21 protein-coding genes are annotated in these 25,757 nt (G+C 73.2%); 9 read left to right on the top strand and 12 right to left on the bottom strand.

The features are described from left to right. Positions 1–69: 69 nt before the first annotated feature. The 3 genes from sucB to ACGF5U_RS02000 form a co-directional block, all read right to left on the bottom strand. The gene (gene sucB / locus ACGF5U_RS02010) at positions 70–1,905 is read right to left on the bottom strand and encodes a 2-oxoglutarate dehydrogenase, E2 component, dihydrolipoamide succinyltransferase (RefSeq protein ID WP_392713784.1); all 1,836 of its coding nucleotides are present in this window, start codon (positions 1,903–1,905) and stop codon (positions 70–72) included. Between the two features lie 54 nt (positions 1,906–1,959). Further along, the gene (gene lpdA / locus ACGF5U_RS02005) at positions 1,960–3,348 is read right to left on the bottom strand and encodes a dihydrolipoyl dehydrogenase (protein ID WP_392713786.1); all 1,389 of its coding nucleotides are present in this window, start codon (positions 3,346–3,348) and stop codon (positions 1,960–1,962) included. A gap of 301 nt (positions 3,349–3,649) precedes the next feature. Further along, a complete protein-coding gene (locus tag ACGF5U_RS02000; RefSeq protein WP_392713788.1) occupies positions 3,650–5,170 on the bottom strand; it encodes a leucyl aminopeptidase in 1,521 nt (506 codons plus the stop codon). A 313-nt stretch (positions 5,171–5,483) separates the two neighbouring features. On the opposite strand from ACGF5U_RS02000, the gene ACGF5U_RS01995 reads away from it, so the two are divergent. The 5 genes from ACGF5U_RS01995 (at position 5,484) to ACGF5U_RS01975 (ending at position 12,649) form a co-directional block, all read left to right on the top strand. Continuing rightward, positions 5,484–7,523, top strand: a complete 2,040-nt coding sequence (locus tag ACGF5U_RS01995) for a hypothetical protein (protein WP_392713790.1) — start codon at positions 5,484–5,486, stop codon at positions 7,521–7,523. A 105-nt stretch (positions 7,524–7,628) separates the two neighbouring features. Next, positions 7,629–9,170 (top strand): GT4 family glycosyltransferase PelF, encoded by a 1,542-nt coding sequence (gene pelF / locus ACGF5U_RS01990; protein WP_392713791.1) that lies wholly within the window; start codon positions 7,629–7,631, stop codon positions 9,168–9,170. After that, a complete protein-coding gene (locus tag ACGF5U_RS01985; protein ID WP_392713793.1) occupies positions 9,170–11,053 on the top strand; it encodes a hypothetical protein in 1,884 nt (627 codons plus the stop codon). Before pelF ends, ACGF5U_RS01985 begins: the two co-directional genes overlap by 1 nt. Positions 11,054–11,165: 112 nt before the next feature. After that, positions 11,166–11,819 carry a spherulation-specific family 4 protein gene (locus ACGF5U_RS01980; RefSeq protein ID WP_392713795.1) on the top strand — a complete coding sequence of 218 codons (654 nt, stop codon included), beginning with the start codon at positions 11,166–11,168 and terminating at the stop codon, positions 11,817–11,819. Continuing rightward, complete coding sequence (locus ACGF5U_RS01975) at positions 11,819–12,649, top strand: endo alpha-1,4 polygalactosaminidase (protein WP_392713796.1); 831 nt, start codon at positions 11,819–11,821, stop codon at positions 12,647–12,649. Before ACGF5U_RS01980 ends, ACGF5U_RS01975 begins: the two co-directional genes overlap by 1 nt. A gap of 45 nt (positions 12,650–12,694) precedes the next feature. Here the strand turns inward: ACGF5U_RS01975 and ACGF5U_RS01970 are convergent, their stop codons facing one another. Beyond that, a complete protein-coding gene (locus ACGF5U_RS01970) occupies positions 12,695–13,498 on the bottom strand; it encodes an adenosylcobinamide-GDP ribazoletransferase (protein ID WP_392713798.1) in 804 nt (267 codons plus the stop codon). Positions 13,499–13,568: 70 nt separating this feature from the next. Between ACGF5U_RS01970 and ACGF5U_RS01965 the strand changes: the two genes are divergently transcribed. Beyond that, positions 13,569–14,345 carry a hypothetical protein gene (locus tag ACGF5U_RS01965; protein WP_392713799.1) on the top strand — a complete coding sequence of 259 codons (777 nt, stop codon included), beginning with the start codon at positions 13,569–13,571 and terminating at the stop codon, positions 14,343–14,345. Here the strand turns inward: ACGF5U_RS01965 and ACGF5U_RS01960 are convergent. The 4 genes from ACGF5U_RS01960 to ACGF5U_RS01945 all read right to left on the bottom strand — a co-directional run bounded on the left by ACGF5U_RS01960 (position 14,273) and on the right by ACGF5U_RS01945 (position 19,356). Continuing rightward, a complete protein-coding gene (locus ACGF5U_RS01960; RefSeq protein WP_392713801.1) occupies positions 14,273–15,070 on the bottom strand; it encodes a hypothetical protein in 798 nt (265 codons plus the stop codon). The genes ACGF5U_RS01965 and ACGF5U_RS01960 overlap by 73 nt on opposite strands. Further along, entirely contained in the window at positions 15,067–16,872 is a 1,806-nt protein-coding gene (locus ACGF5U_RS01955; protein WP_392713803.1) for a phosphatidylglycerol lysyltransferase domain-containing protein, read from the bottom strand. The genes ACGF5U_RS01960 and ACGF5U_RS01955 overlap by 4 nt, the downstream gene beginning before the upstream one ends. An 84-nt stretch (positions 16,873–16,956) precedes the next feature. Further along, entirely contained in the window at positions 16,957–18,039 is a 1,083-nt protein-coding gene (cobT, locus tag ACGF5U_RS01950; protein WP_392713805.1) for a nicotinate-nucleotide--dimethylbenzimidazole phosphoribosyltransferase, read from the bottom strand. Positions 18,040–18,156: 117 nt separating this feature from the next. Continuing rightward, entirely contained in the window at positions 18,157–19,356 is a 1,200-nt protein-coding gene (locus tag ACGF5U_RS01945) for a bifunctional adenosylcobinamide kinase/adenosylcobinamide-phosphate guanylyltransferase (protein ID WP_392713806.1), read from the bottom strand. 92 nt (positions 19,357–19,448) lie between these two features. On the opposite strand from ACGF5U_RS01945, the gene ACGF5U_RS01940 reads away from it, so the two are divergent. After that, positions 19,449–19,658, top strand: a complete 210-nt coding sequence (locus ACGF5U_RS01940; RefSeq protein WP_392713807.1) for a hypothetical protein — start codon at positions 19,449–19,451, stop codon at positions 19,656–19,658. Between the two features lie 352 nt (positions 19,659–20,010). On the opposite strand, the gene ACGF5U_RS01935 is transcribed toward ACGF5U_RS01940, so the two are convergent. The 4 genes from ACGF5U_RS01935 to ACGF5U_RS01920 all read right to left on the bottom strand — a co-directional run bounded on the left by ACGF5U_RS01935 (position 20,011) and on the right by ACGF5U_RS01920 (position 24,397). Continuing rightward, positions 20,011–21,111 (bottom strand): S1C family serine protease, encoded by a 1,101-nt coding sequence (locus ACGF5U_RS01935; RefSeq protein WP_392713808.1) that lies wholly within the window; start codon positions 21,109–21,111, stop codon positions 20,011–20,013. Between the two features lie 51 nt (positions 21,112–21,162). Further along, positions 21,163–22,926 carry an ABC transporter ATP-binding protein gene (locus ACGF5U_RS01930; RefSeq protein ID WP_392713810.1) on the bottom strand — a complete coding sequence of 588 codons (1,764 nt, stop codon included), beginning with the start codon at positions 22,924–22,926 and terminating at the stop codon, positions 21,163–21,165. Positions 22,927–23,006: 80 nt separating this feature from the next. Continuing rightward, positions 23,007–23,750 carry a class I SAM-dependent methyltransferase gene (locus ACGF5U_RS01925; protein ID WP_392714390.1) on the bottom strand — a complete coding sequence of 248 codons (744 nt, stop codon included), beginning with the start codon at positions 23,748–23,750 and terminating at the stop codon, positions 23,007–23,009. A gap of 50 nt (positions 23,751–23,800) precedes the next feature. Beyond that, positions 23,801–24,397 carry a DUF3043 domain-containing protein gene (locus ACGF5U_RS01920; protein ID WP_392713811.1) on the bottom strand — a complete coding sequence of 199 codons (597 nt, stop codon included), beginning with the start codon at positions 24,395–24,397 and terminating at the stop codon, positions 23,801–23,803. 261 nt (positions 24,398–24,658) lie between these two features. Here ACGF5U_RS01920 and ACGF5U_RS01915 point away from each other — a divergent pair, with 261 nt between their 5' ends. Together ACGF5U_RS01915 and ACGF5U_RS01910 are read left to right on the top strand one after the other, a co-directional pair. Continuing rightward, complete coding sequence (locus tag ACGF5U_RS01915) at positions 24,659–25,447, top strand: PspA/IM30 family protein (protein ID WP_392713813.1); 789 nt, start codon at positions 24,659–24,661, stop codon at positions 25,445–25,447. 7 nt (positions 25,448–25,454) lie between these two features. Next, positions 25,455–25,736, top strand: a complete 282-nt coding sequence (locus tag ACGF5U_RS01910; protein WP_392713814.1) for a hypothetical protein — start codon at positions 25,455–25,457, stop codon at positions 25,734–25,736. The last annotated feature ends 21 nt before the right edge of the window (positions 25,737–25,757 follow it).

Genomic DNA, 25,757 nt, shown 5'->3' with positions numbered 1-25,757 from the left:
ACGACGGCGCCCCCGTCCCGGCAACTGCCGGGCGGGGGCGCCGTGTTGGGGCTCCGGGAGCCGGGGGTGTCACAGGCCGAGGTCGACCTCGAACTCGCCGGCCTCCAGGATCGCCTTGACGGCCGTCAGGTAGCGGGCCGCGTCGGCGCCGTCCACCAGGCGGTGGTCGTAGGACAGCGTCAGGTACGTCATGTCACGGATGCCGATGACCGTACCCTCGGCCGTCTCGATGACGGCCGGGCGCTTCACCGTGGCGCCGATGCCCAGGATGGCGACCTGGTTCGGCGGAACGATGATCGTGTCGAACAGCGCACCGCGCGAGCCGGTGTTGCTGATCGTGAACGTGGCGCCCGCGAGCTCATCCGGGGTGATCTTGTTGCCGCGGACCTTGCCCGCCAGCTCGGCGGTGGCCTTGGCGATACCGGCGATGTTCAGGTCGCCCGCGCCCTTGATGACCGGCGTCATCAGACCCTTCTCGGAGTCCACGGCGATGCCGATGTTCTCCGAGTCGAAGTACGTGATGGTGCCCTCGTCCTCGTTGATCCGGGCGTTGATGACCGGGTGGGCCTTCAGCGCCTGGGCGGCGGCCTTGACGAAGAACGGCATCGGGGAGAGCTTGACGCCCTCGCGGGCGGCGAAGGAGTCCTTCGCGCGGCCGCGCAGCTTCATCAGCTTGGTGATGTCGACCTCGACGACCGAGGACAGCTGGGCCTGGCCGTGCAGCGCCTTCATCATGTTGTCGCCGATGACCTTGCGCATGCGGGTCATCTTGACGGTCTGACCGCGCAGCGGGGACACCTCGAGCGCCGGGGCCTTGGCGGCGGCCGGAGCGGCGGCGGCGGGGGCCGGGGCGGCAACGGCGGCCTTGGCGGCCTCGGCGGCGGCCAGGACGTCCTGCTTGCGGATACGGCCACCGACGCCGGTGCCCTTCACGGTCGCGAGGTCGACACCGTTCTCGGCGGCGAGCTTGCGGACCAGCGGGGTCACGTACGCGCCCTCGTCCGTGGGACGGACGGCGGCGGGAGCCGCCGGGGCGACCGGAGCCGGAGCCGGAGCGGCCGGAGCCGGAGCCGGGGCTGCGGCGACCGGGGCCGGGGCGGGTGCCGGAGCGGCCGGAGCCGGGGCGGGTGCCGGAGCGGCCGGAGCCGGGGCGGGCGCCGGAGCCGCGGGGGCGGCCGGGGCGGGCGCCGGAGCCGCAGGGGCCGGAGCAGGGGCGGCCGGGGCCGGGGCCGGGGCGGCCGGAGCCGGGGCGGCGGCCGGAGCCGCACCCGCGGCGCCGATGACGGCCAGCTTGGCGCCGACCTCGGCGGTCTCGTCCTCGCCGACCACGATCTCCAGCAGCACACCGGAGGTGGGGGCGGGGATCTCGGTGTCGACCTTGTCCGTGGAGACCTCGAGCAGCGGCTCGTCGGCCTCGACGGACTCGCCGACCTGCTTCAGCCAGCGGGTCACGGTGCCCTCGGTCACCGACTCGCCCAGGGCGGGCAGGACGACCTCGGTGCCCTCGGCGGCACCGGCGGCCGGGGCGGGGGCGGCGGGAGCCTCGGCGGCGGGCGCCGGGGCGGCCGGGGCCTCGGCCACCGGGGCCTCGGCGGCCGGGGCGGGCGCCGGGGCCGGAGCTGCGGCGGGGGCCTCGGCGGCGGCCGGGGCGGCCGCGGGGGCCCCCGTACCGTCGTCGATGACGGCCAGCTCGGCGCCGACCTCGACGGTCTCGTCCTCGGCGACCTTGATGGAGGCCAGGACGCCGGATGCGGGGGCGGGGATCTCGGTGTCGACCTTGTCCGTGGACACCTCGAGCAGCGGCTCGTCCGCCTCCACGCGCTCACCCTCGGCCTTCAGCCAACGGGTGACAGTTCCCTCGGTGACGCTCTCGCCGAGCGCCGGCAGGGTTACGGAAACCGACATGGTTTCAGTTGCTCCTAACGAATTGCGGTAAGTGGTCGCGCCCGGTCGACCGGATCAGTCGTGGGAGTGGAGGGGCTTGCCGGCCAGGGCCAGGTGGGCCTCGCCGAGCGCCTCGTTCTGCGTCGGGTGCGCGTGGATGAGCTGGGCCACCTCGGCGGGCAGCGCCTCCCAGTTGTAGATGAGCTGCGCTTCGCCGACCTGCTCGCCCATGCGGTCACCGACCATGTGGACGCCGACCACGGCACCGTCCTTGACCTGGACGAGCTTGATCTCGCCCGCGGTCTTCAGGATCTTGCTCTTGCCGTTGCCCGCGAGGTTGTACTTCAGAGCGACGACCTTGTCCGCGCCGTAGACCTCCTTGGCCTTGGCCTCGGTGATGCCCACGGAGGCGACCTCCGGGTGGCAGTACGTCACACGGGGCACGCCGTCGTAGTCGATCGGGACCGGCGTGAGACCGGCCAGACGCTCCGCCACCAGGATGCCCTCGGCGAAGCCGACGTGCGCGAGCTGGAGGGTCGGGACGAGGTCGCCCACGGCCGAGATCGTCGGCACGTTCGTCCGCATGTACTCGTCGACGAGGACGTAGCCGCGGTCCATGGCGACGCCCTGCTCCTCGTACCCCAGCCCGGCGGAGACCGGGCCGCGGCCGATGGCGACGAGCAGCACCTCGGCCTCGAAGGTCTTGCCGTCGGCCAGGGTGACCTTGACGCCGGTGTCGGTGTACTCGGCGCTCTGGAAGAACGTACCAAGGTTGAACTTGATGCCGCGCTTGCGGAAGGCGCGCTCAAGAAGCTTCGAGCTGTTCTCGTCCTCGACCGGGACGAGGTGCTTCATGCCCTCGATGACGGTGACGTCGGTGCCGAAGGACTTCCAGGCGGAGGCGAACTCGACGCCGATGACGCCGCCGCCCAGGATGATCGCGGACTCCGGGACCCGGTCCAGGGTCAGCGCGTGGTCCGAGGAGAGGATGCGGTTGCCGTCGATCTCCAGGCCCGGCAGCGACTTCGGTACGGAACCGGTGGCGAGGAGGACGTGCCGACCCTCGACCCGTCGGCCGCCGACATCGACCGAGGTGGGCGACGACAGCCGGCCCTCACCTTCGATGTAGGTCACCTTGCGGGAGGCGACGAGACCCTGCAGGCCTTTGTACAGGCCGGAGATCACATCGTCCTTGTACTTGTGGACGGCCTTGATGTCGATGCCCTCGAAGGAGGCCCTGACACCGAACTGGTCCGCCTCGCGGGCCTGGTCGGCGACCTCACCGGCGTGGAGCAGAGCCTTGGTGGGAATGCAGCCGTTGTGCAGGCAGGTGCCGCCGAGCTTGTTCTTCTCGATGAGTGCGACGTCCAGGCCCAGCTGCGCACCCCGCAGGGCCGCGGCGTAACCGCCACTGCCACCGCCGAGGATCACTAGGTCGAAAACGGTGCTGGCGTCGTTCGCCACGTCACGTCCTCCATGCATGTGCGCCGGTCGCCGGAACCCATGTCCCCTTCGGGGGGATGACCGGTCGGTCGGCTGGTGTTCGGCCGCTGTCTCTTCGGCCCTGTGGTGGGGGCCCTGTCCTGCCGGGAACCCATCTTCGCACTTGTTGCCGGAGTACGAGACGCGGGGCTGGTTCGTGAGACGGCCGATCATCCGTCGGCGCGGGTCGGCGCCATGGACGAACGTACGGATTTCGTCGTCGGCGAAACCCGTGGCCCCGGGTGTCCGCCACCCGGGGCCACGGCGACCGGATCCGCCCGGGTCAGCCGAGGTCGCCGTCGGCGGTGCGCTCCGCCAGCTTCACCAGCGTCCGCACCGACGAGCCGGTGCCGCCCTTCGGGGTGTAGCCGAAGGGGCCGGACTCGTTGAAGGCCGGGCCCGCGATGTCGAGGTGGGCCCAGGTGATGCCCTCGCCGACGAACTCCTTCAGGAACAGACCGGCGACCAGGCCGCCGCCCATGCGCTCGCCCATGTTGGCGATGTCGGCGGTGGGGGAGTCCATGCCCTTGCGCAGCTCGGCCGGCAGCGGCATCGGCCAGGACTGCTCGCCGACCTCCTCGGCGATCTCGTGGATCGCCGTGCGGAACGCGTCGTCGTTGGCCATGATCCCGAACGTGCGGTTGCCGAGGGCCAGCACCATCGCGCCGGTCAGCGTCGCCACGTCGACGATGGCGTCCGGGTTCTCCTCCGACGCGCGGGTGAGCGCGTCGGCGAGGACGAGACGGCCCTCGGCGTCGGTGTTCAGCACCTCGACGGTCTTGCCGGAGTACATGCGCAGCACGTCGCCGGGGCGGGTGGCGGAGCCCGACGGCATGTTCTCGGCGAGCGCCAGCCAGCCGGTGACGTTGACGGCGAGGCCGAGCCGGGCGACGGCGATGACCGCGGCGAAGACGGCGGCGGCGCCGCTCATGTCGCACTTCATCGTCTCGTTGTGGCCGGCCGGCTTCAGGGAGATGCCGCCCGAGTCGTAGGTGATGCCCTTGCCGATGAGGGCGAGGGTCTTCTCGGCCTTCGGGTGCGTGTAGGCGAGCCTCACCAGCCGCGGCGGGTTCTCGGAGCCGGCGCCGACGCCGAGGATGCCGCCGAAGCCGCCCTTGACGAGCGCCTTCTCGTCGAGGACCTGCACCTTGACGCCGTTCTCCTTGCCGGCCGCGGCGGCGACGGCGGCGAACGCCTCCGGGGTGAGGTCGTTCGGCGGGGTGTTGATCAGGTCGCGGGCGCGGTTGATCTCCTCGGTGAGGGCGACCGCACGCTCGGCGGCGGCCTTGTACGCCTTGTCGCGGGGCTTCGCGCCGAGCAGCGCCACCTCCGCGAGCGGGCCCTTCGCGTCCTTGCCGCGCTCCTGGTACGCGGTGAAGGCGTACGCGCCGAGCAGCGCGCCCTCCGCGATCGCCTCGGCGTCCTCGACGGCCTCGACGGGCAGCGCGAACGCGGCCTTCTTCGTACCGGTCAGGGCACGGGCGGCGGAGCCGGCGGCGCGGCGCAGCGTCTCGGAGCCGTACGTCTCGTCCTTCTCCGGAGCCTTGCCCAGGCCGACCGCCAGCACGACCGGCGCCTTCAGCCCGTCAGGGGACGGCACCTTGGTCACCTCGCCCTCGCCGCCGGAGGCGCCGAGGGTCTCCAGGACCGTGGCGAGCTTTCCGCCGAACGCCTTGTCCACGGCCTCGGCGCCGGGCGCGACGACGAGCCCCTTGCCGCCGTCCGCGGCCTTGGCGACGCCGATGACGAGGGCGTCGGCGCGCAGCGTCGCGGCACCGGCAGTGCTGAGAGTGAGAGCAGTCACGGTGGTGATTTCTCGCTTCCATTGAGTTCTGAGGCGGTCGAGGGATGGGCCGACCGTGCCCGCCGCATCGTAATTCGGCCCGTCCGGCCCGTTGAGCGCCAGGGACGAGCCTACGCGCGCTCCTCGTCTTCGCTCACGGTGGCGGAGGTTCACTCGTCCGTGGCGTCTCTTTCATGTTTTGCGGATCAAATCATGAGAGCTGCGTCACACTCCCTGCAATCACGCAAGGGAGCCTCGTACCCCTTTGCATCATCTCCACAGAACCTCCCGATGCGGGCGCGCCGCTCGGGGGCCCATCAGGGGGGAAAGCCCGATGCACATCCAGGGATTCAGGACCGGCAGAGCCGCCGGCACGTTCGCCGCCGCGGCCCTGCTGGCCACGGCGCTTCCGGCCGGCGGGGTGTCCGCGGCCGAGACCGTGCCCCGTATCGACCTCAAGGTGCTCGTCGTCGACGACGGCGGCGGGGCGGTCGAGGCCATCACATCCGAACTGAGGAGTTCCGGAGTGCCGTACCGCGAGGTCGCGCTCACGGACCCGGGCCGGCCGGTCATCGACGCCGCGTTCCTCTCCGACACGGTCGACGGGCGCCCCCGCGCCAAGTACCAGGGCGTGGTCCTCCCCGACGAGGCGCCGTACGGGCTCGCCGACACCGAACGGGCCGCGCTCGGCACGTACGAGAAGACGTTCGGCATCCCGCAGGTCGACGCCTACACCTGGGCACACCCCGGCGTCGGCCTCGACTACACGAGCGACGGCGGGTTCTCCGGCGTCCTCGACGGCGTCGCCACCAGTGTCACGGCCGCCGGCACCGCAGGACCGTTCCGCTACCTCGACGGGCCCCTGACCTTCGAGGACAACGCCCCCGCGGTGGCCGAGAGCTACGGCTACGCGGGCCGCCCCCGCGAGGGGTACACCAGCTATCTCGACCTCCCCGTCGACGGCGGCGGCCGCGCCAGCCTCATCGGCGAGTACGCCCACGACGGACGGCGCGAACTGGTCGTCACCTTCGCCTACAACCAGTACCAGCGGCAGTTCCGCGTACTGGCCAGGGGCATCGTGGAATGGCTCACCCAGGGCGTCCACCTGGGGCAGAGCCGCAACCACTTCTCCGTCCACGTGGACGACGTCTTCGCGCCCGACTCCCGCTGGGACACCGAACGCAACTGCACCCCGGGCGACTTCGACTGCGTCGGCGGCGACGGCGAGGGCACCGAGCCCATCCGGATGACCGCCGCGGACGCCCAGTACGCCGCCCAGTGGCAGCGCACCGCCGGCTTCACCCTCGACATGGTCTACAACGCGGGCGCCGGCGAGGAGTGGAAGGCCGAGCACGGCGGCAGCGACCCGCTCACCGCCCGGCTCGTCGCCGACCGCGCCCAGTACCGCTGGGTGAACCACACCTACACGCACCCGTTCCTCGGCTGTGTCCAGGACACCTCCACCGTCCCCTGGCAGTGCGCGAAGGACGCCTACGGCAACACCCGGTGGATGAGCCGCGCCGAGATCTCCGCGCAGATCCGCGACAACCACCGCTGGGCCGTGAACAAGGGCATCTCCGTCGACCGCGCCGAACTCGTCACCGGCGAGCACTCCGGTCTCAGGACGCTCCCGCAGCAGCCGCAGGACAACCCGAACCTCGCCGGCGCCCTCGCCGACAACGGCGTCACCTGGGTCGCCAGCGACAACTCGCGCGAGCCCGCGCAGCGCGCCGTCGGCCGCGCCCTCACCGTGCCCCGCCACCCGATGAACGTGTACTACAACGTCGGTACGGCGGCCGAGATGGCCGACGAGTACAACTGGATCTACACCAGCAGGGCCGACGGCGGCAGCGGCGTGTGCGAGACCGACCCGGCCTCCACCTGCCTCGACGAGCCGCTGGACACCGCCACCGGTTACGCCACGCACATCGTCCCGCAGGAGGCCCGGATCGCCCTCGGGCACATCGTCTCCGGCGACCCGCGCCCGCACTACGTCCACCAGTCCAACCTGGCCGAGGACCGCATCCTCTACCCCGTCCTGGACCGGGTGCTCGCCGACTACCGCGGCCTGTTCGCCGACAACACCCCCCTGGTCAACCCCCGCCACCGCGACGTCGGTCTGGAGCTGAGGCGCCGCGCCGCCTGGGACCGCGCCATCGCCGACGGCAGGGTCACCGCGTACCGTGTCGGGAACACCGTCACGATCAAGGCCCCGTCGGGAGTGACCGCCCCCGTCACCGCGCCCGACGGCACCCGCAAGCGGCAGCTGCTCGGCTCGACCGTGTTCGGCACCCCGTACGCGGGCGCGCGTTCGGCGTGGACGGCGCCGGACGGCCTGCAGACCGCGGTCACGCTGACGCTGCCGGCCACCTGACAGGCCGTACGGCCCGACCGACCCGTACGGCCCGGTCGACCGCTCCCGGCCGGCACCGGCCGGGCCGGTCCGTACCGGCCTGACCGTTCACCCGGGGGGAACACCATGCCCAGCACCGGCCGCCATGTCACGCTGCTCACCGAAGGCACCTACCCGCACGTCCACGGCGGCGTGAGCACCTGGTGCGACCAGCTCGTCCGGGGCATGCCGGAGGTCGACTTCCAGGTCCTCGCGCTCACCGGCAGCGGCCGGGAGCCCGTCACCTGGGACCTGCCGCCCAACCTCTACCGGCACACCGCCTTCCCCCTGTGGGGACCGGCACCGGGCCGCTCCCGGCTCCCGCTGTTCGGCCGGGAGCGGCGCCGCTTCACCGACACGTACGAACGCTTCCTGCTGTCGATCCTCGACCCCGACGCACCCGGCTGCGACTTCGGTGACGGCCTGTACGCCCTCGCCGAACTCGCCCGCGCCGGACGCCTGTCGGCGGCCCTGCGCAGCGAATCGGTTCTGCGGTCGCTGATGTGGATCTGGACCATGCCCCATCTGCCGACCGCCGCCGCCCGGCCCACCGTCCACGACGCCCTGACCGCCACCGACCTCCTCGAACACGCCCTGCGCCCGCTCGCCGCCCGCATACCCGACGACTGCGTCGCACACGCCGTCTCCAGCGGCCTCGCCACCCTCCCCGCGCTCACCGCCCAGCACTTCGACGGCGTACCGTTCCTCCTCACCGAGCACGGCATCTACCTCCGCGAGCGCTACCTCGGCTACCGCACCGAGACCCAGACCTGGCCGGTGAAGGCCCTGATGCTCGGCTTCTACCGCGAGCTGAACTCCCTGGGCTACCGCAAGGCCGACCTCATCACGCCCTGCAACCAGTACAACCGGCGCTGGGAGGAGCGCGGCGGCGCACCCGCCGACCGGATCCGCACCGTCTACAACGGCGTCGACCCGCACGCCTTCCCGCTCGCGGGACCCGACCCGGACGTGCCCACGCTCAGCTGGTGCGGCCGGATCGACCCCATCAAGGACCTGGAGACCCTCATCCGGGCGTACGCCATCGCCCGCGCCGAACTCCCCGAGCTGCGGCTGCGGCTGTTCGGCCCGGTCCCGGCGGGCAACGAGGACTACCGCACCCGCCTGGAGAAGCTCGCCGCCGAACTCGGCGTCACCGACGGCATCAGCTACGAGGGCCGGATCAGCGACGTCGCCCGCGCGTACGCGGCCGGCAGCGTCGTCATGCTCTCCTCCATCAGCGAGGGCTTCCCCTTCTCGATCATCGAGGCCATGTCCTGCGGCCGCACCACCGTCTCCACCGACGTCGGAGGCGTACGGGAGGCGGTCGGCGACACCGGGCTCGTCGTACCGCCCCGCGAGCCCGCCGTGATGGCCGAGGCCGCGCTCCGCCTCCTCCGCGACGACGCGCACCGCGCCGAACTGGGCCGGCGCGCCCGGCAGCGCGTCATCGACCAGTTCACGCTGCGCCGCTCCGTCGACGGGTTCCGCCGCATCTACCTCGAACTCGCCGGGCTGCCCGAACCCGAACCCGAACCCGGGCTCAGCGCCGCCGACGCCGACGACTGGACCCTGCAACTGCGGATCACCGACCCCTGGTACCGCGAGCTCGCCACGGAGGGCACCGTCTGATGAGCGGCTCCCTGTGGCTGAGGCCCGGCCCCGACGGCGCCGTCGGCGGCGACACCCTGCCGTGCCTCCCGCGCCCCCGGCCCGCCCCCGCCTGGGCCGCCGCCGACCCGGTCGACGCGCTCGCCGAACGGCTCGAGGACCTGATAGCGGTCGCCGTCCACCCCGACGAGATAGCCGCGCTCCTCGAGTCCGACGGCATGAACGACGAGCACATACGGCTCACCTACGGCCGCCAGGACTCCTTCGCGCTCGCCGAGGAGCTCTACGCGCGCGTGGAACGCCGCCACCCCGGCCACCCCGGCCACGCCCCAGGAACCGGCGCGCCCGAGCCGGTCGACGCCGGTGCCGCGAACCCCGGCACCGGGAACTCCCGCACGCGGAACCCCGGCACCGGGAACTCCCGCACCGCGAAATTCCGCACCGGGACCTTTCGCACCAGGAACTCCCGCATCGGGGACTCCGGGCACGGTGCTCCCGGCTCTGGCGGCCCGCGCTCCGGGGACTCCGGCATCGGGGACTCCCGCATCGGGGACTCCGGCATCGGGGACTCCGGGCACGGTGCTCCCCGCTCTGGCGGCCCGCGCTCCGGGGACTCCGGCATCGGGGACTCCGGGCACGGCGCTCCCCGCTCCGGCGGCCCGCGCTCCGGCGGCCCGCGCTCCGGCGGCCCGCGCTCCGGCGGCCCGCGCTCCGGCGGCCCCCGGCCCGCCGTCGCGTCGCGGCTCGCCGAAACCTGGTCGACCGGGCTCGCCCGCTGCCTCCTGCGCGGGCTCGTCTTCGCGCTTCCCGGCCTCGGCTACGTCCTCGGCGCGCCCCTGTTCGCGGGCCCCGCAGGCACGCTCGGGCTGCCGGCCGGCACGGTGCCGCTCCTCGCGGGCGCCGTCACCGGCTGGATGTGGAACCAGGCGCTGTCCCACCGCGCCTACACCTGGCTGGGCCTCGGCGACCGCCCCGCCGCCGCCCGCGCCCTGCTGACCGGCGCCCCGGCGGGCGCCCTGCTCGGCGCGGTCGTCGCGGCCGTCGCGGCGTCACCCGGCCAGTGGGGCGCGGTCGCGTTCGCCGCCGGCCAGTCCGTGTACCTGGCCGCCGCCACCGTGCTGCTGGTGCTCGACCGGGCGAAGGCCCTGCTCGGCGCGCTGCTCCCGCTGGTGGCGGGCGCGCCGGTCGCGCTCGCGTTCGGTCTGCCGGGGCCGGTGCGCGCCGCCCTGCTGCTGGCCGCGCCGCTCGCCGCTGCCGTACTCGCCGCGCGCACCCTCCTCACCGGGACGGCCCCGCCGCCACCCGGCCGCGGCGGGCCGCCGCTCGCCGCGTCGGCACCGTACGGGCTGTTCGGCCTCGGCACCGGCCTGCTCGTGCTGTACACGGTCATAGGGGACGTCGTCGCCCACGGCCCCGAGGCGGCGGTCGCCGCGCCGTCGGCCGTCGCGCTCACCCTGTCCATGGGCCCCGCCGAATGGCTGCTGCACCGCTTCCGGGTGCGCAGCCGAGCCGGGCTGCGGGCCACCACGGGCGTCGGCGCGTTCCGCCGTGTCGCCGCCGCCGCGTTCGCCCGCTGCCTCACCGGCTACCTCGCGGCCCTGGTGGCCATCGCCGCCGCCGGGACACTGCTGTGGCCGGGCGCGCCCGACCTCGGCGGGGTGCGCCTCGTGACGCTGCTCCTCATCGGTACGGTGCTGTGGTCCGCCCTGCTGCTCCAGTCCTTCGGGGCGGTGACCGGCGCGGCCCTGGTGTGCGGGGCGGCCGCCGCCGCGCACACGGTGGCCCTGGCGGCCGGCACGGGCGACGCGCGGCTCGTCGGCACGACCGTCGCGTGCGCGGCGGCGCTCGCGCTGCTCGCCCTGAGCGGCGTGGTCCTGGGCCGCGTCAGCACCCACCGAGCCTGACGACGAACGCGACCGAGCGACCGAGTGACACCGAACGACACAGCGACCGAGTGACACCGAACGACACAGCGACCGGGCGGCCGAGCGCCGAGCGGCGAACACCGAGCAACCGATGAACGAACAGGGAACCGAGAACGTGAACCTGCTGGTGCCGTACTACGAGCACCCCGCCGTCCGGCCCGCCGAGTGGGACGCGATCGTCGCCGCCGCGCCCCTGCTGTACGGGGTCGTCCTGAACCCGGCGAGCGGCGCGGGAGACACGCCCGACCCGGCGTTCGCCGCGGTCGCCGCCCGGCTCCGCGCGGCGGGCGTACGCGTCCTCGGCTACGCGGACACCGCCTACGGGCGGCGCCCGCACGCCGACGTCGTCCGCGACCTGCTGCGCCACCGCGACTGGTACGGGGCCGACGGCGCGTTCCTCGACCAGGTCGCCACCGGGCCCGAACTGCTGCCGCACCACCAGCGGCTCGCGGTCGCGGCACGCGCGGCGGGCGCCGCCACGCTCGTCCTGAACCACGGGACTGCCCCCCACCCCGGGTACGGCGAAATCGCCGACCTGCTCGTCACGTTCGAGGGCCCCTGGGACACCTACCGCACCCTGGACCTTCCGCCCGCCGCCCAACACTGCCACCTGGTCTACGCGGCACCGCCCGACGCGCGGGTCACCGCACCCGTCCGGTGCGCCGTCCCCGGCACCGGGCACCACCCCTGGGGAACCCTGCCGTACCCCCTGCGGCCCGCCCCGCACGCCCTGGAGCGCCCCTGATGCGACGCCCGTCCCCACTGCTCCTGGTCGGCGCCGTCCTGGCGCTGCTGCTGGCGGGCTGCACCACGGCCGGTGACGACCCGGCGCCCGGCCCCGGCCCCTCGTCGTCCCGTTCCCCGTCGTCCGGCGCGGGAATCTGGCGCCCGGAGCCCGGCGGGCCCTGGCAATGGCAGCTCAGCGGCAGGCTCGACCCGACCGTGGACGTCCCCGTGTACGACATCGACGGCTTCGACCACCCGGCCGCCGCCGTCGCCGATCTGCACCGGCGCGGCCGCAAGGTGATCTGCTACCTGTCCACCGGCGCCTGGGAGGACTTCCGCCCCGACGCCGCGAAGTTCCCGGCGGCGGTCCTCGGCAAGGGCAACGGCTGGGAGGGCGAACGGTGGCTGGACATCCGCCGTACGGATGTCCTCGAACCGCTGATGGCGGCACGCATCGACATGTGCCGGGACAAGGGCTTCGACGCCGTGGAACCCGACAACATGGACGGGTACGCCAACGACACGGGCTTTCCGCTCACGGCCGCCGACCAGCTCCGCTACAACCGGCTCATCGCACGCCTGGCCCACGACCGGGGCCTGTCCGTCGGTCTCAAGAACGACCTGGACCAGATCCCGCAGCTCGTCGGGGACTTCGACTTCGCGGTCAACGAGCAGTGCGCCGAGTACGACGAGTGCGAGGCCCTCACCCCGTTCCTGGACGCGGGCAAGGCGGTGTTCCACGTGGAGTACGAGCTGGGCACAGCGGAGTTCTGTCCGCAGGCCCGGCGCATGGGGATGAGCTCGATACTCAAGAAGTACGAGCTGGGGGTCTGGCGCAAGCCCTGCTAGAAGCCGGGGACCCGGGGGCTCAGGGGACCCGAGGGCTCAGGGGACTCAAGGACCCAGCGTCAGCAGGACCAGCGCCGCCGTCGCCGCCGTCTCCTCCACCGCGCCGAACACATCACCCGTCACCCCGCCCAGGCGGCGCACACAGCGGCGCAGCAGCAGCTCCGCCGCGCCCAGCGCCAGCAGCGCCGCCAGGGCGTGCCGCACCGCTCCGTACCCGCCGGACAGGGCGCCCGCCGCCGCGCAGGCCGCGACCACGAGCACCGTCACCGCGAGGGCCGGCCGCCCGGGTACGGTGCCCGCGACGACCGCGCCGAGCCCCTCGGGCCGGGCCGCCGGGACACCGCCGCGCGCGGCGAGGGTCAGCGCGAGACGGGCCACCGTGCCGGCGACGGCCGCCGCGACCGTGCCGTGCGCCCAGCTCTGCGCGTACAGCTCGTGCAACGCGGCCACCTGGGCGAACAGGGTGAACAGCAGTGTGATGACGCCGAACGGGCCGATGTCCGACTGCTTCATGATCCGCAGGGCGTCGTCGGCGGGTCTGCCGCTGCCCAGGCCGTCCGCCGTGTCGGCGAGCCCGTCCAGGTGCAGGCCCCGCGTCAGGGCCGCCGGTACGGCCGCCGACGCCACGGCGGCGAGCAGCGGGCCCGCGCCCAGCAGCAGGAGCAGCCCGCCGGCCGCCGCCGCGCAGACGCCCACCGCCAGGCCCGCCACAGGGGCGCAGAGCATGCCCGCGCGGGCGGCCTCGCGGTCCCAGCGGGTGACGCGCGCGGGCAGCACGGTGAGGGTGCCGAAGGCGAAACGTACGCCGTCGAGGGGGCGGTGGGGCGCGGAAGTGGTCACCGCGCGCACAGTAGTCGCTGCCCGTGGCCCGTACCGGACGGTAAATTGCGCATAACGCCCGATCCCGGATGGGGGTGGCATGGGTCACTGGTTCTACCGGAACATCGTCGAGCCGGGGAAGCTCCCGCTGCTCGTCGCGCTCGCCTCGTTCGTCCTGACCTTCCTGGTGACGCGGACGGTCACCCGCCTCATCCGGGCGGGCAAGGGGCCGTTCCGGAACATCAGCCCCGGCGGCCTGCACATCCACCATGTGGTGCCCGGGGTGATCCTGACCCTGGTCGGCGGTTTCGGCGCGATCGGCGTCGGCCGGCACGGGGCCGCCGCCATCGTCTGCGCCGCGCTGTTCGGCATGGGCGCGGGCCTCGTCCTGGACGAGTTCGCCCTCATCCTGCACCTGGACGACGTGTACTGGACGGAACAGGGCCGCAAGAGCGTCGAGGTCGTCGTCCTCACCACGGCGCTCGTCCTGCTGGTACTCGGCGGCAACTCGCCGTTCGGCGTGGACTCGTTGACGCCCGCCGAGCGCCAGGACCGGGCCACGCTCGCCCTCTCGCTGGGGCTGAACTTCCTGTTCGTGCTGGTCGCCCTGCTCAAGGGCAAGTTCCGGATGGCGATCATCGGCACGCTCGTGCCGTTCGTCGCCCTGTTCGGCGCGCTCCGGCTGGCCCGCCCCGGCTCCCTGTGGGCCCGCCGGCTCTATGGGCGCAGGCCCCGCGCCCGCGCCAGGGCGGGGCTGCGCGCCTTCCACCACGACCGCCGCTGGGCCAGGCTCAGCCGGGCCTTTCAGGACCTGATCGGCGGCGCCCCCGACCGCGTACCGCCGGCCCCGTCCGACGACGAGCGCTCGCCGCGCTGAGACGCCCCCGCCCCGGCCCGTACGGATCCCGCCCGTACGGATCCCGCCCGTCCGGCTCCCGCCCATGCCGGGATCATCCGTGCCAGTACCGTCCGCACCGCCAGGACCGCCAGCACCCCGGCGATCGCCGCCAGATGCTCCTTGCCCGCCAGGTTCGGCTTGACGATCACCTCGACCACCATCGCCACGATCACCAGCGAGCCCGTCAGCCAGGCCCCGTACCGCCAGCACACGTACACCGCGAGGCCCACGACCGCCGCCGACGGGCCGGTGTCCACGACCCGCAGGTCCGACAGGGGCAGCCCGAGCGGGTGCTCGGGGCCGAGCGCGATGCCGGCCCGCGCGTACATCGTCCCGGCCAGCGTGGCCGCGTACGCGACGAACAGCGTCCGCGCCCGCCCCAGGCAGATCTCCGCGATCCCGAACACCACCAGGATCTGCGCCAGCGCGCCCCACACCGGCAGATCGAGCGCCGGTACGAACAGCGACAGCGGCGTGCGCAGCAGCGCGAGCCACAGCGGGTCCGAGGCCCGCACCGACCCGATGTCCTGCACCGGCTGATAGCCCCACGCCTGGTTCTGGACGACCTGGAACAGCGCGGTCAGGCACACCGCGCCGAGCGTCATCGCGACCGCCCGCCAGCCCCGTTCGGCCAGCGCCGCACGGACGGTCCCGAACAGCGGCCCCCATTCGCGGTGCGCGAAGGCCGTGATCCCCTGCCTCAACGCGTGGCCTCCAGACGACGGGACCGCAGCCGGCGGGGCAGCCCCGGGACCTCCAGGAACCCCTCGGCGCGGCCTGCGGCGATGCTGATGCGCGGCAGGTCGGCGCTCTTCTCGAAGAGCATGAAACGCGGCTCCCAGATCGGTCGGTACTTGGCGTTGGCCCGGTACAGCGACTCGATCTGCCACCAGCGGGAGAAGAAGCTGAGCAGCGAGCGCCACAGCCGCAGGACGGGCCCCGCCCCGAGCTTCGAGCCACGTTCGAAGACTGACCTGAACATCGCGAAGTTCAGCGAGACCTGAGTGATCCCGATCTCTCCCGCGCGCTGCAGCAGTTCGATGACCATGAACTCGATCAGCCCGTTCTCGGTGTCCCGGTCCCGCCGCATCAGATCGAGGGAGAGCCCCTTGGGGCCCCACGGCACGAACGACAGCAGCGCCCTCGGCTCGCCCTGCGCGTCGGCGCACTCCAGCATCACGCAGCGGCCGTCGGCCGGGTCGCCGAGCCGCCCGAGCGCCATCGAGAAGCCCCGCTCGGTCGCCCCGTCGCGCCACGCGTCGGCGCGGAGCAGCAGCGCGGCCATCTCGTCCTCGGGAATGTCCTCGTGGCGGCGGATCCGCACCTGGTACCCGGCGCGCCTGACCCGGTTGTACGCCTGCCGTACGGTACGCATCGCCCGGCCGTCCAGGGTGAAGTCGGGGGTCTCCACGATCGCCTCGTCGCCGAACTCCAGGGCGTCCAGGCCGTGCCGGCCGTAGATCGTGCCGGCCTCCTCGCTCGCGCCCATCACGGCCGGCACCCAGCCGTGCTCGCGGGCCTCGGCCAGCCATGGTTCGATCGCCCCGGGCCACGCCTCCGGGTCGCCGATCGGGTCGCCGGAGGCGAGGGAGACCCCGCCGACGACGCGGTAGGTGACGGCGGCCTTGCCGCTCGGCGACCAGATGACGCTCTTCTCGCGGCGCAGCGCGAAGTAGCCCAGCGAGTCCCGCTCGCCGTGCTGCTCCAGCAGCGCCCGCAGCCGCGCCTCGTCGTCGGCGGTGAGCGGATCGACCGCCCGGCGCGCGCGGAACGCCGCGTACAGCACGGCGGCGAGCAGCAGCACCGCCAGGACGTTGATGACGACGTCGACCCAGCCGGGGGCGGAGACGTTCAGCCGCTCCGGGTCGGGGACGAGCGTGACCAGCCGCATCGCGCCGTAGCGCCAGCGGTCCACGAAGGTGGACGTCCCGGTCGCCGTGTCGGTGACGGTGACCAGCACGGCGGCGATCAGCGACGTGACCAGCAGTCCGCCCACGGCCACGCCCGTGGCCAGCACCGGGTTGGAGCGGTCACCCTTCGCGTAGAACTCCCCGCGGCCGCCCAGCAGCGCCCCCACGAACGCGGCGGTCAGCCCGAGCGACACCCAGTTCTGGGCGTGCCCCCGGACCTCGGGGAAGGCCATGGCCAGCGAGAACAGCAGCAGGAGCAGCACGCTGAGCACGGTGTTGAGGATCCACGCGGCCCGCTTGCGGCGGCGCATCGTGACGGCCAGGAAGAACGTGAAGACGCCGGAGGCGAATCCGGCGGTGAGCATGTACGGGGTGAAGTACTCGTCCGTGTTGTGCCGCCGCAGGTCCTGTCCGAAGGAGACCCAGACGGCGCTCAGCAGATTGACGAACGTGACGGCGCGCAGGTACCAGACGGCGAACGCGGCGCAGCGCCGCGACAGTACGGTGCCGGCGGCGATGTCCCCCGTGCCGCCCGTCCCCGTGTTCCCCGTGGTGCGTGAGGGTGCTCGTTCGGTGGTCAACCGGACCTCTCCCATGAAATGCGATCATAAGGGGCATCGCATGCCATGGAGGGCGGATCGGTGGGGCCGCCCGGTCAGTCGCGGCCACACCGGTACGCCTCAGTCCGCGTCGCTCTCCTCCGCCGCCTTCGGCACCTCCGGCACCTCCGGCAGCTCGGCTGCGAGAGCCGCGGCGGCCTGGACGAGGGGGAGAGCGAGCAATGCCCCGGTTCCTTCTCCCACAGTGACGCCCTGATCGAGCAACGGGTTGAGCGCCATCCGGTCGAACGCCTTCGCCTGCGCCGGCTCGCCGCTCACCTGGCCCGCCAGCCACCAGTCCGGCGCCCGGAACGCGGCCCGCTGCCCGACCAGCGCGCACGCCGCCGACACCACACCGTCCAGGATCACCGGCATCCGCCGCACCGCGCTCTGCAGCAGGAACCCGGTCATCGCCGCCAGATCCGCGCCGCCCACCGTGGCCAGCAGCTCCAGCTGATCGCCAAGGACCGGCCGGGCGCGGCGCAGCGTGTCCCGGATCGCCGCGCACTTGCGCATCCACGCCAGGTCGTCGATACCGGCACCGCCCCGGCCGGTCACCACCGAGGCGTCCGTACCGCACAGCGCGGCGATCAGCGCCGAAGCGGGGGTGGTGCCCCCGACACTCAGATCGCCCAGCACGACCAGGTCGGTGCCCGAGTCGGCCTCCTCGTCGGCGACGGCCATGCCCAGCCGCACGGCCCGCTCGGCCTCCTCGGCGGTCAGGGCGTCCTCGATGTCGATACGGCCGCTCCCGCGCCGCACCCGGTGCCGTACGACGTCATCGGGCAGCAGCGCCGGATCGCAGTCGAGGCCCGCGTCCACCACCCGCACCGGCACGCCCGTCCGGCGGGCCAGCACCGCCACCGGGCTCGCCCCGTCGAGAACGGCACGCACCAGGGTGTGCGCCCCGCCCGCGGGCCGCCCCGACACCCCCAGTGACGCCACCCCGTGGTCACCGGCGAACAGCACCACCCGCGGCCGGTCGATCGGCCTCACCGGAACGGCGCCCTGGGCGGCGGACAGCCACTCGCCCAGCTCGTCCAGACGCCCCAGCGCCCCCGGCGGCACGGCCAGCCGCTCCCGGCGTTCCTCGGCATCGCGCCGCGTGCCGCTGTCCGGGCGCTCGATCAGATCGGAGAAGTCATCGAGATTCAGCCTGCTCATTCGCCGAACAGTACCGGCACGGCAAGGGGACGGCGGAGGGTCGCCCCCGCAGGGTCCGGCGGCTCCGCGACGGCCCTCGATCGCCGGGCCCGAGACCGCCGGCCCCGAAGCCCGGTGTCAGCCGCGCAGCACCAGCGTCTGCCCCGCCACGACCAGCAGCACATGTTCGCACTCGTCCGCGAACGCGGCGTTGAGGCGGCCGAGTTCGTCCCGGAACCTGCGGCCCGCCGCCGTGGCGGGCACGACCCCGGAGCCGACCTCGTTGGTGACCGCGACGACCGTACGGGGCGTGGTCCGTACCGCCGCGACCAGCTCGGCGACCCGGTCCCGGAGCGCCTTCTCGCCGGTGTGCGCCCAGGTGTCGTCGTCCCAGGCGCCGACCCGGTCCATCGCGTCGGTCAACCACAGCGACAGGCAGTCGATCAGCAGCGGCGGGCCGTCCCGGCCCAGCAGCGGCGCCAGTTCGCACGTCTCCTCCGTCCGCCACGAGCCGGGCCGCCGCTCCCGGTGCGCGCCCACCCGCGCCGCCCACTCGGTGTCGCCGTCGCGGGTGCCGCTCGTCGCGACGTACACCACCTCCGGGAAGGACTCCAGGCGCCGCTCCGCCTCCAGGGACTTGCCGGACCGGGCGCCGCCCGTCACCAGGGTGCGCCGCGGCACCACCGGTACCTCCCGGTAGCCGCCCACGGTCAGGGTCGTGCCGTCCGGTACCGCCCGCGCCCCGGCCGCGGCGAGCCGCCGTTCCAGCTCCCGCCCCGGCGGCACGTCATGGTCGAGGTGGACGGCGATCACCTCGGTGTCGGGCCCGACACCGCCGGCGGCCCGGAGCCGGGCCAGCGCGTCCGGGCGCCCTACGACATCGGCGACGACCGTGTCGTAGGGGCGGACCACGTCGGGGACCCCGGCGGGCGCGGCACCGCGCGGCAGGTACAGCAGCCGGGGGCCTTCGAGCGCGGTCACCTCGTAGCCGGTGCCGGGCGAGTCCATCGGCACCGCCCGGACACGGTGCCCGCTGATCAGGGTGAGCTCCCGTCCGTCCGGCACCCGCCCCGCCGCCGGCAGCCCGGCGGGCAGCTCCACGGCCGGCCCGTCGTGCGGATGCGTCAGCAGCACCTGCCGTACGCCGGTGAGCGAGCGCCCCGCACGGGCGGCGGCCAGCGCTGCCCCCGGGGTGAGGTCCAGCAGCAGCGCGCCGTCCACCAGCAGCGCGGTGGCGGCGCGCACGTCCGGGCCCCGGGCGCCGGCGCACGCGGCGCAGGGGCAGTCGGGACGGGGGAGACCACCGGGGGCGCCGGTGCCGAGCAGAGTCAGTTCCACGTGAACGATCCTCCCGCGTCCCCGCGCGGGGTGCGCGCCCGGCTACGCTGCGGGCAGGAAACAGCACAGCTGGTGGGACGCGGGAGGCGCACATGGCATGGACGTGGCGGTTCGAGAAGTCCGACGGTACGGAGGTCCAGCCGGCGGTCCAGCCGGAGGAGTTCACGACCCAGGGGGATGCCGAGTCGTGGATCGGTGAGATCTGGAAGGACCTCAAGGAGGGCGGCGCCGACCAGGTGACGCTGTTCGAGGACGAGACGAAGATCTACGGCCCGATGAGCCTGAGCGCCGAAGGCGAGTAACGCCGCCCGGCGGACGCTCGTCCTCCGGTACGGGGCCGGGACCGGTGCTCCGCGCGGCGGCGCCCCGGCTCCCGGCCCCGACCACAACGCGCCGGCCTCCGGCTCCCCGCCCCCACCGTCACACCGCCGGCCTCTGGCTCCCGGCCCCGACCATCGCACCACCGGCCCCGCCGTCACCGACCACACCGCCGGCCTCCGGCACCCGGCCCCGACCGTCACACCGCCAACCCGACCGTCACACTGCCGGCCTCCGGCACCCGGCCCCAACCACCGCACCACCGGCCCCGACCATCACACCACCGGCCCCGACCACCGCATCACCGATCCCGACCGTCACACCGCCGGTTCCGGCTCACATCTCGCCCAGCGTCACCGTCACCTTCGTCGCCCTGCCGCCCCGGACGAACGTCACCGTCACCTCGTCCCCGGGCTTCCTCGAAGCCAGCGCCTCCAGCAGGGACGTGATCGTGGTGATCTCCTCGTCGCCGAGCCGGGTGATGACGTCGCCGACCCGGATGCCGGCGTCGGCGGCCGCCCCGTTCGGCGCGGTCTTCTCCACGGCGACACCGTTCGGCCGGTACTCGTTGTCCAGGACGGTACGGCCGACGATCCCGAGCGCCGCGCGCCCGGAGTCCCGCACCTTGCCGTACTTCACGATCTGGTCGGCGATCGTCTTCACCATCGACGCCGGGATCGCGAAACCGATACCCGGTGCCGTGCCGCCGCCCAGCTGAGGGTCCGCCGCCGCGAGCGTCGGGATGCCGATGACCTGGCTGTCCAGATCGACCAGCGCGCCGCCGCTGTTGCCCGGGTTGATCGCCGCGGACGTCTGGATCATGTTGCCGATCGTCGCGCCCGTGCCGCCGGTGCCCGGGCCGTTCTCGCTGACGGTGCGGCCGGTCGCCGAGACGATGCCCTGCGTCACGCTGCCGGACAGCCCGAGCGGCGAGCCCATCGCCAGGACGATCTGCCCGACCTCGACCTTCGACGTGTCACCGAAGGTGGCCGGTTTCATGCCCTTGGGCGGGGCGCCCTCCAGCTTGATGACGGCCAGGTCCTGCTCCGGGTAGCTGGACACGAGCCTGGCCCGCACCGCCTGCCCGCCGGTCGCCACCGTCACGGCGAACCGCTTCCCGTCACCGATGACGTGCGCGTTGGTGACGATATGGCCCTGGGTGTCGTAGACGACCCCCGAGCCCAGACTCTCCCCGGCCTCGATCTGCACCACCGACGGCAGCACGTTCCCGATCACGGTCATGTAGTCGGCCTGGAGGTCGTCCGCCTGCCGGGGCGCGGCCGCCCGCGGTGTCGCCTCCGCGGGGGCGGCCGCGCGCGGACGGGCCGCCGATGTCCCCGGCGGCAGGACCGAGCAGCCGCCGACCAGCGCGGACGCGCAGACTCCGGCGGTCACGGGCAGCAGCAGGGCACGCGCACGCGAGGCAAGGGAATCCATGTCCGGAGTATCCCTTTCGCCCCCCTGGTGTGGCTTCCGCAGCGCATCCGATCAGGGGGTCGCCGCCAGGAACTGGGTCGCGGCCAGCTCACCGTACAGGGGGTCCCGCGCCACCAGCTCCGTGTGCGTCCCCACCGCCCGCACCCGGCCCGCGTCCATGACGACGATCCGGTCCGCCAGCGTCACCGTCGACAGCCGGTGCGCCACCACCAGCACCGTCACGTCCCGCGCGACCTCGGTGACCACGTCCCGCAGGGCAAGTTCGTTCACGGCGTCCAGCTGGGAGGTCGCCTCGTCGAGCAGCAGCAGCCGGGGCCCGCGCAGCAGCGCCCGCGCGATCGCCACCCGCTGCCGCTCACCGCCCGACAGCTTCGAGCCCCGGTGTCCGACCACCGTGTCCAAGCCGTCGGGCAGCCGCTCCACGAGCGCGTCGAGCCGCGCCCGCACCAGCACCGAACGGATCTCCTCGTCCGTCGCGTCCGGCGCCGCGAACACGAGGTTCTCGCGGAGCGTCCCCGCCAGCACGGGGGCGTCCTGCTCCACGTACCCGATGGCGCCCCGCAGTTCACCGACCGGCCAGTCCCGTACGTCCCGGCCGTCCACCAGGATCCGCCCGCCGGTCGCCTCGTAGAACCGCTCGATCAGCCCGAACACCGTCGTCTTGCCCGCGCCCGACGGCCCGACGAACGCGGTCATGCCCGCGCCCGGAACCTCGAACGACACCCCGTGGTGGACGTACGGCAGGTCGTCGCGGTACCGGAACCTCACGTCATCGAACACGACGGACGCGGCGCCCGCGCCCACCGGCCGGGAGCCGGACCCGCCCGGGTCCTCGGTCTCCAGCCGCTCCGCCTCCTCGATCCGGGCGATCGCCGCCGAACCGACCTGATACTGCGTCACCGCCTCGACCAGCTCCGACACCGGCTCGATCAGATAGAACAGGTACAGCAGGAAGGCGATCAGCTCCGCGATGGAGATCGCACCCGACGCGACCCGCGCCCCGCCGATGCCGAGCACCGCCAGGAACGACACCTGGATCGCGAGCCCCACCGAAGACCCCGCCAGCGCCTGCCACTTGGCGGCCTTCACACCGTGCCGCCAGGCGTCCAGGGCGGCGGCGTCCACGACCGCCGTCTCCCGCGCCTCCGCACCCGACGCCTTGACGGTACGGAACGCCCCGAAGGCCCGCTCCAGACGGCTGGATATCTCGCCGACCGCCGCCTGGGCCCGCCGCGTGGCCTCCGCGATCTTCGGCATGGCCAGCGCGAACGCGCCGCCGACGAGCACGATCACGCCCAGTGTGACGCCGAGCAGCACGGCGTCCATCAGCGACATCATCACGAGCGTGGCGAGGAAACCGAGGCCGCCGGTCACCGCGGAGACGACCGACCGCGTGGTGACGGCCCGCAGCAGCGTCGTGTCGGAGGTGATCCGGGACATCAGGTCGCCCGGCTGGGTGCGCTCCACCTCCGGCAGCCGCAGCCGCAGCAGCCGGCCGATCAGCGACCGGCGGGCGGCCAGCACCACCGACTCGGCGGTGCGTTCCAGGACGTACGAGCCGACCGCCTGGATCGCGGTGCCGACGACCACCAGCGCGGTGAGCGCCAGCAGGATCCCGGTGATGGACTCGTCCCGGCCGAGCCGCTCGACCAGCACCTTCGCGGCGAGCGGCTGCGCCAGCCCCGCCACGGTGCCGACGAGTGCGAGAAGCGTGCCGAGCCCGACGACCACACGGTGCGGGCGGACGTGCCGGTAGAGCGCCCGCCAGGTATCGCGGGCGGACAGCTTGTCAGTGGCGTTTTCCGTGATGCTCACGTCAGGTGGGACGCGAAAACCCCCGTCCCACCTGCCTGTCGGCGGCCACCGCGCCCTACCGGCCGCCGGGGCCCGTCACGTCAGCCCCGCACACCGCACAGATGGAGCAGGGCGGCGACCCTGCGGTACGGCTCGGTGCGCCCCGCCCGGTCCTCGGCGGCGAGCAGCCGTTCCAGCTCCTCCGCGGCCGGCAGGCCCTCCTCCAGGGGGACGTTGTCGGTGAAGACCCGCACCCCGTACCAGGCCTGGAGCGGCGCCGCGATCCCGGCGAGCGTCGCCGTCAGCGCCTCCAGCCGGTCGGCGCGTACGGTCGTCCCCAGCCGGCTGACATAGGTGTCGGACTCGAACGCGGCCAGGGCGCCCGACCAGTCCCCGGCGAGGCCGGGCCGCATGGCCAGCGCGTCCGCGTTCCGGACGACCAGGGAGATCAGACCGCCGGGTGCCAGCATGCGGGCGAGCCCGGCGAGCATGGCGTCCGGCTCCGCCACGTACATGAGCACACCGTGGCAGAGGACCACGTCGAAGCTGCCGGGCAGGAAGTGCACTCCGGTGTCCCGGCCGTCGCCCTCGACCAGCCTGACCCGCTCACGGATTCCGGCGGGCTCCGAGGCGAGCGCCTCCCGCGCGGCCTTCAGCATCTCCGGGTCGGCTTCGAGACCGGTGATCGTGTGGCCGGCCCGGGCCAGGCGCAGCGCCTGAGTGCCCTGGCCCATGCCCACGTCGAGTATGCGCAGCCGCTGTCCCACCGGGTAGCGGGCGGCTATCTGCTCGTCGAGCTGGCGTGCGACGAGCTCCTGACGGACCGTGTTGCGCAGCCCACCCAGTCCGTCCAGCCAGTCGGCCGATGCGCCTCCGAAGCCGGAGACTTCCGTACTCAGGGCCGCTCTCCCCGTTTGACCTGCGGCTTCGGCAGCCGCAGTCGGCGCATTTGCAGCGTACGCATCAGGCCGTACGCGACGGCGCCGCGCTTCGACTCGTTCGGGAAGCGCTCCCGCAGCTGCTTCTTCAGCCGGATGACCAGACCGATCGAGTCGATCACGATCATCACGATCACACCGAGCCACAGCAGCAGCGAGATGTTCTGCAGCTGCCCCACCTTGATCATCGACAGCACCAGGATGATCACGGCGAGCGGGAGGAACAGCTCCGCGACGAAGAACCGGGAGTCCACGAAGTCGCGCACGAACCGGCGGACGGGCCCCTTGTCACGGACGGGCAGATAGCGCTCGTCACCGCTGGCGAGCGCCTCACGCTGCCGGGCGAGATCCGCACGGCGGGCCTCACGCTGCCGGCGCATGGCCTCCTTGCGGTCGAGCGGCGCGCTGGACGCACGTCGGCGCTGTGACTGGGCCTCACTCCGCTTCGGGGTCGGGCGGCCCTTGGGGGCCTCGGGGTCGCGGGGCTGCTTGGAGAGGTCCGCCGTCACCTTCTCGGTGGGGGCCTTCTCATCCTTCGAACGGCTACGGAACACAAAGCCCAAGGGTACGGGGTCGGTCGCGGGGACCCCACCCCGGTGGGGAACGATCCGGCAACGGCCTGCGTCCGTCATGACACCGGATGCACACTTCCCGGCCCGCCACCTACTCCTTGCGCGGGATCACGGCCGGGCGCAGTCGTTCTTGGGGAGGAGCGCATCGGGGCCCGAACAGTGCGGTAATGGAGACAGGGCCCGTACTGTGGGTTCTGTTGGAGTGCTGGAGCCGAGTCCGTCAGAAGGGGGCGCGCGAAGCCCATGAGCGGTGTGATGAAGCGTATGGGGATGATCTTCCGCGCGAAGGCAAACAAGGCCCTTGACCGGGCCGAGGATCCGCGCGAGACCCTCGATTACTCCTACCAGAAGCAGCTGGAGCTGTTGCAGAAGGTCCGCCGTGGCGTCGCCGACGTGGCGACCTCGCGCAAGCGCCTGGAGCTTCAGCTGAACCAGCTGCAGGGCCAGTCCTCCAAGCTGGAGGACCAGGGCCGCAAGGCGCTGGCGCTGGGCCGCGAGGACCTGGCGCGCGAGGCGCTGTCCCGCCGTGCCGCGCTCCAGCAGCAGGTCACGGACCTTGAGACGCAGCACCAGACCCTCCAGGGCGAGGAGGAGAAGCTGACGCTGGCCGCGCAGCGACTCCAGGCCAAGGTCGACGCCTTCCGTACGAAGAAGGAGACCATCAAGGCCACGTACACCGCCGCCCAGGCCCAGACCCGGATCGCCGAGTCCTTCTCCGGCATCTCGGAGGAGATGAGCGACGTCGGCGTCGCCATCCAGCGCGCCGAGGACAAGACCGCCCAGCTCCAGGCGCGGGCCGGCGCGATCGACGAACTGCTCGCCTCCGGCGCGCTCGACGACCAGTCCGGCCTGGCCAAGGACGACATCCAGGCCGAGCTCGACCGTCTCTCGGGCGGCACGGACGTCGAGCTGGAGCTCCAGCGGATGAAGGCCGAGCTGGCCGGCGGCACCACCCCGCAGCAGGCCATCGAGGGCGGCACGCCGCAGGACCAGGCGCAGCAGCAGCCCCGGACCCGGTTCGACAAGAGTTGAGGACGTCATGATCGTACGGATCATGGGGGAGGGCCAGGTGAAGCTGGCCGACAGCCACTTCGCCGAACTGAACAAGCTCGACGACGAACTGCTCGCCGAGATGGAGACGGGTGACGGCGAAGGCTTCCGCCACACCCTCCACGCGCTGCTGGAGAAGGTCCGGGAACTGGGCACACCGCTCCCGGACGACTCTCTGGAACCGTCCGAACTGATCCTTCCGGCGCCCGACGCGACGCTGGAAGAGGTCCGCGACATGCTCTCCGACACCGGCCTGATCCCTCCGCCGTAACACCACCGGCGGGCAGTCGCC

Source organism: Streptomyces sp. NPDC047886, from assembly GCF_043204435.1.
In the GTDB taxonomy this organism is placed as follows: Bacteria; Actinomycetota; Actinomycetes; order Streptomycetales; family Streptomycetaceae; genus Streptomyces.
Note: the sequence above shows the minus strand (reverse complement) of the source record. Positions and strands in the feature narration are given on the sequence as shown.

What these genes read in the sequence shown, in the direction of transcription:
- ACGF5U_RS01980 (WP_392713795.1), top strand. Translation starts at nt 11,166, where the DNA reads ATGAACGAACAGGGAACCGAGAACGTGAACCTGCTGGTGCCGTACTAC.
- ACGF5U_RS01910 (WP_392713814.1), top strand. Translation starts at nt 25,455, where the DNA reads ATGATCGTACGGATCATGGGGGAGGGCCAGGTGAAGCTGGCCGACAGC.
- ACGF5U_RS01975 (WP_392713796.1), top strand. Translation starts at nt 11,819, where the DNA reads ATGCGACGCCCGTCCCCACTGCTCCTGGTCGGCGCCGTCCTGGCGCTG.
- cobT (WP_392713805.1), bottom strand. Translation starts at nt 18,039, where the DNA reads ATGAGCAGGCTGAATCTCGATGACTTCTCCGATCTGATCGAGCGCCCG.
- ACGF5U_RS01935 (WP_392713808.1), bottom strand. Translation starts at nt 21,111, where the DNA reads ATGGATTCCCTTGCCTCGCGTGCGCGTGCCCTGCTGCTGCCCGTGACC.
- pelF (WP_392713791.1), top strand. Translation starts at nt 7,629, where the DNA reads ATGCCCAGCACCGGCCGCCATGTCACGCTGCTCACCGAAGGCACCTAC.
- ACGF5U_RS01985 (WP_392713793.1), top strand. Translation starts at nt 9,170, where the DNA reads ATGAGCGGCTCCCTGTGGCTGAGGCCCGGCCCCGACGGCGCCGTCGGC.
- ACGF5U_RS01940 (WP_392713807.1), top strand. Translation starts at nt 19,449, where the DNA reads ATGGCATGGACGTGGCGGTTCGAGAAGTCCGACGGTACGGAGGTCCAG.
- ACGF5U_RS01955 (WP_392713803.1), bottom strand. Translation starts at nt 16,872, where the DNA reads ATGGGAGAGGTCCGGTTGACCACCGAACGAGCACCCTCACGCACCACG.
- sucB (WP_392713784.1), bottom strand. Translation starts at nt 1,905, where the DNA reads ATGTCGGTTTCCGTAACCCTGCCGGCGCTCGGCGAGAGCGTCACCGAG.
- ACGF5U_RS01995 (WP_392713790.1), top strand. Translation starts at nt 5,484, where the DNA reads ATGCACATCCAGGGATTCAGGACCGGCAGAGCCGCCGGCACGTTCGCC.
- ACGF5U_RS01965 (WP_392713799.1), top strand. Translation starts at nt 13,569, where the DNA reads ATGGGTCACTGGTTCTACCGGAACATCGTCGAGCCGGGGAAGCTCCCG.
- ACGF5U_RS01915 (WP_392713813.1), top strand. Translation starts at nt 24,659, where the DNA reads ATGAGCGGTGTGATGAAGCGTATGGGGATGATCTTCCGCGCGAAGGCA.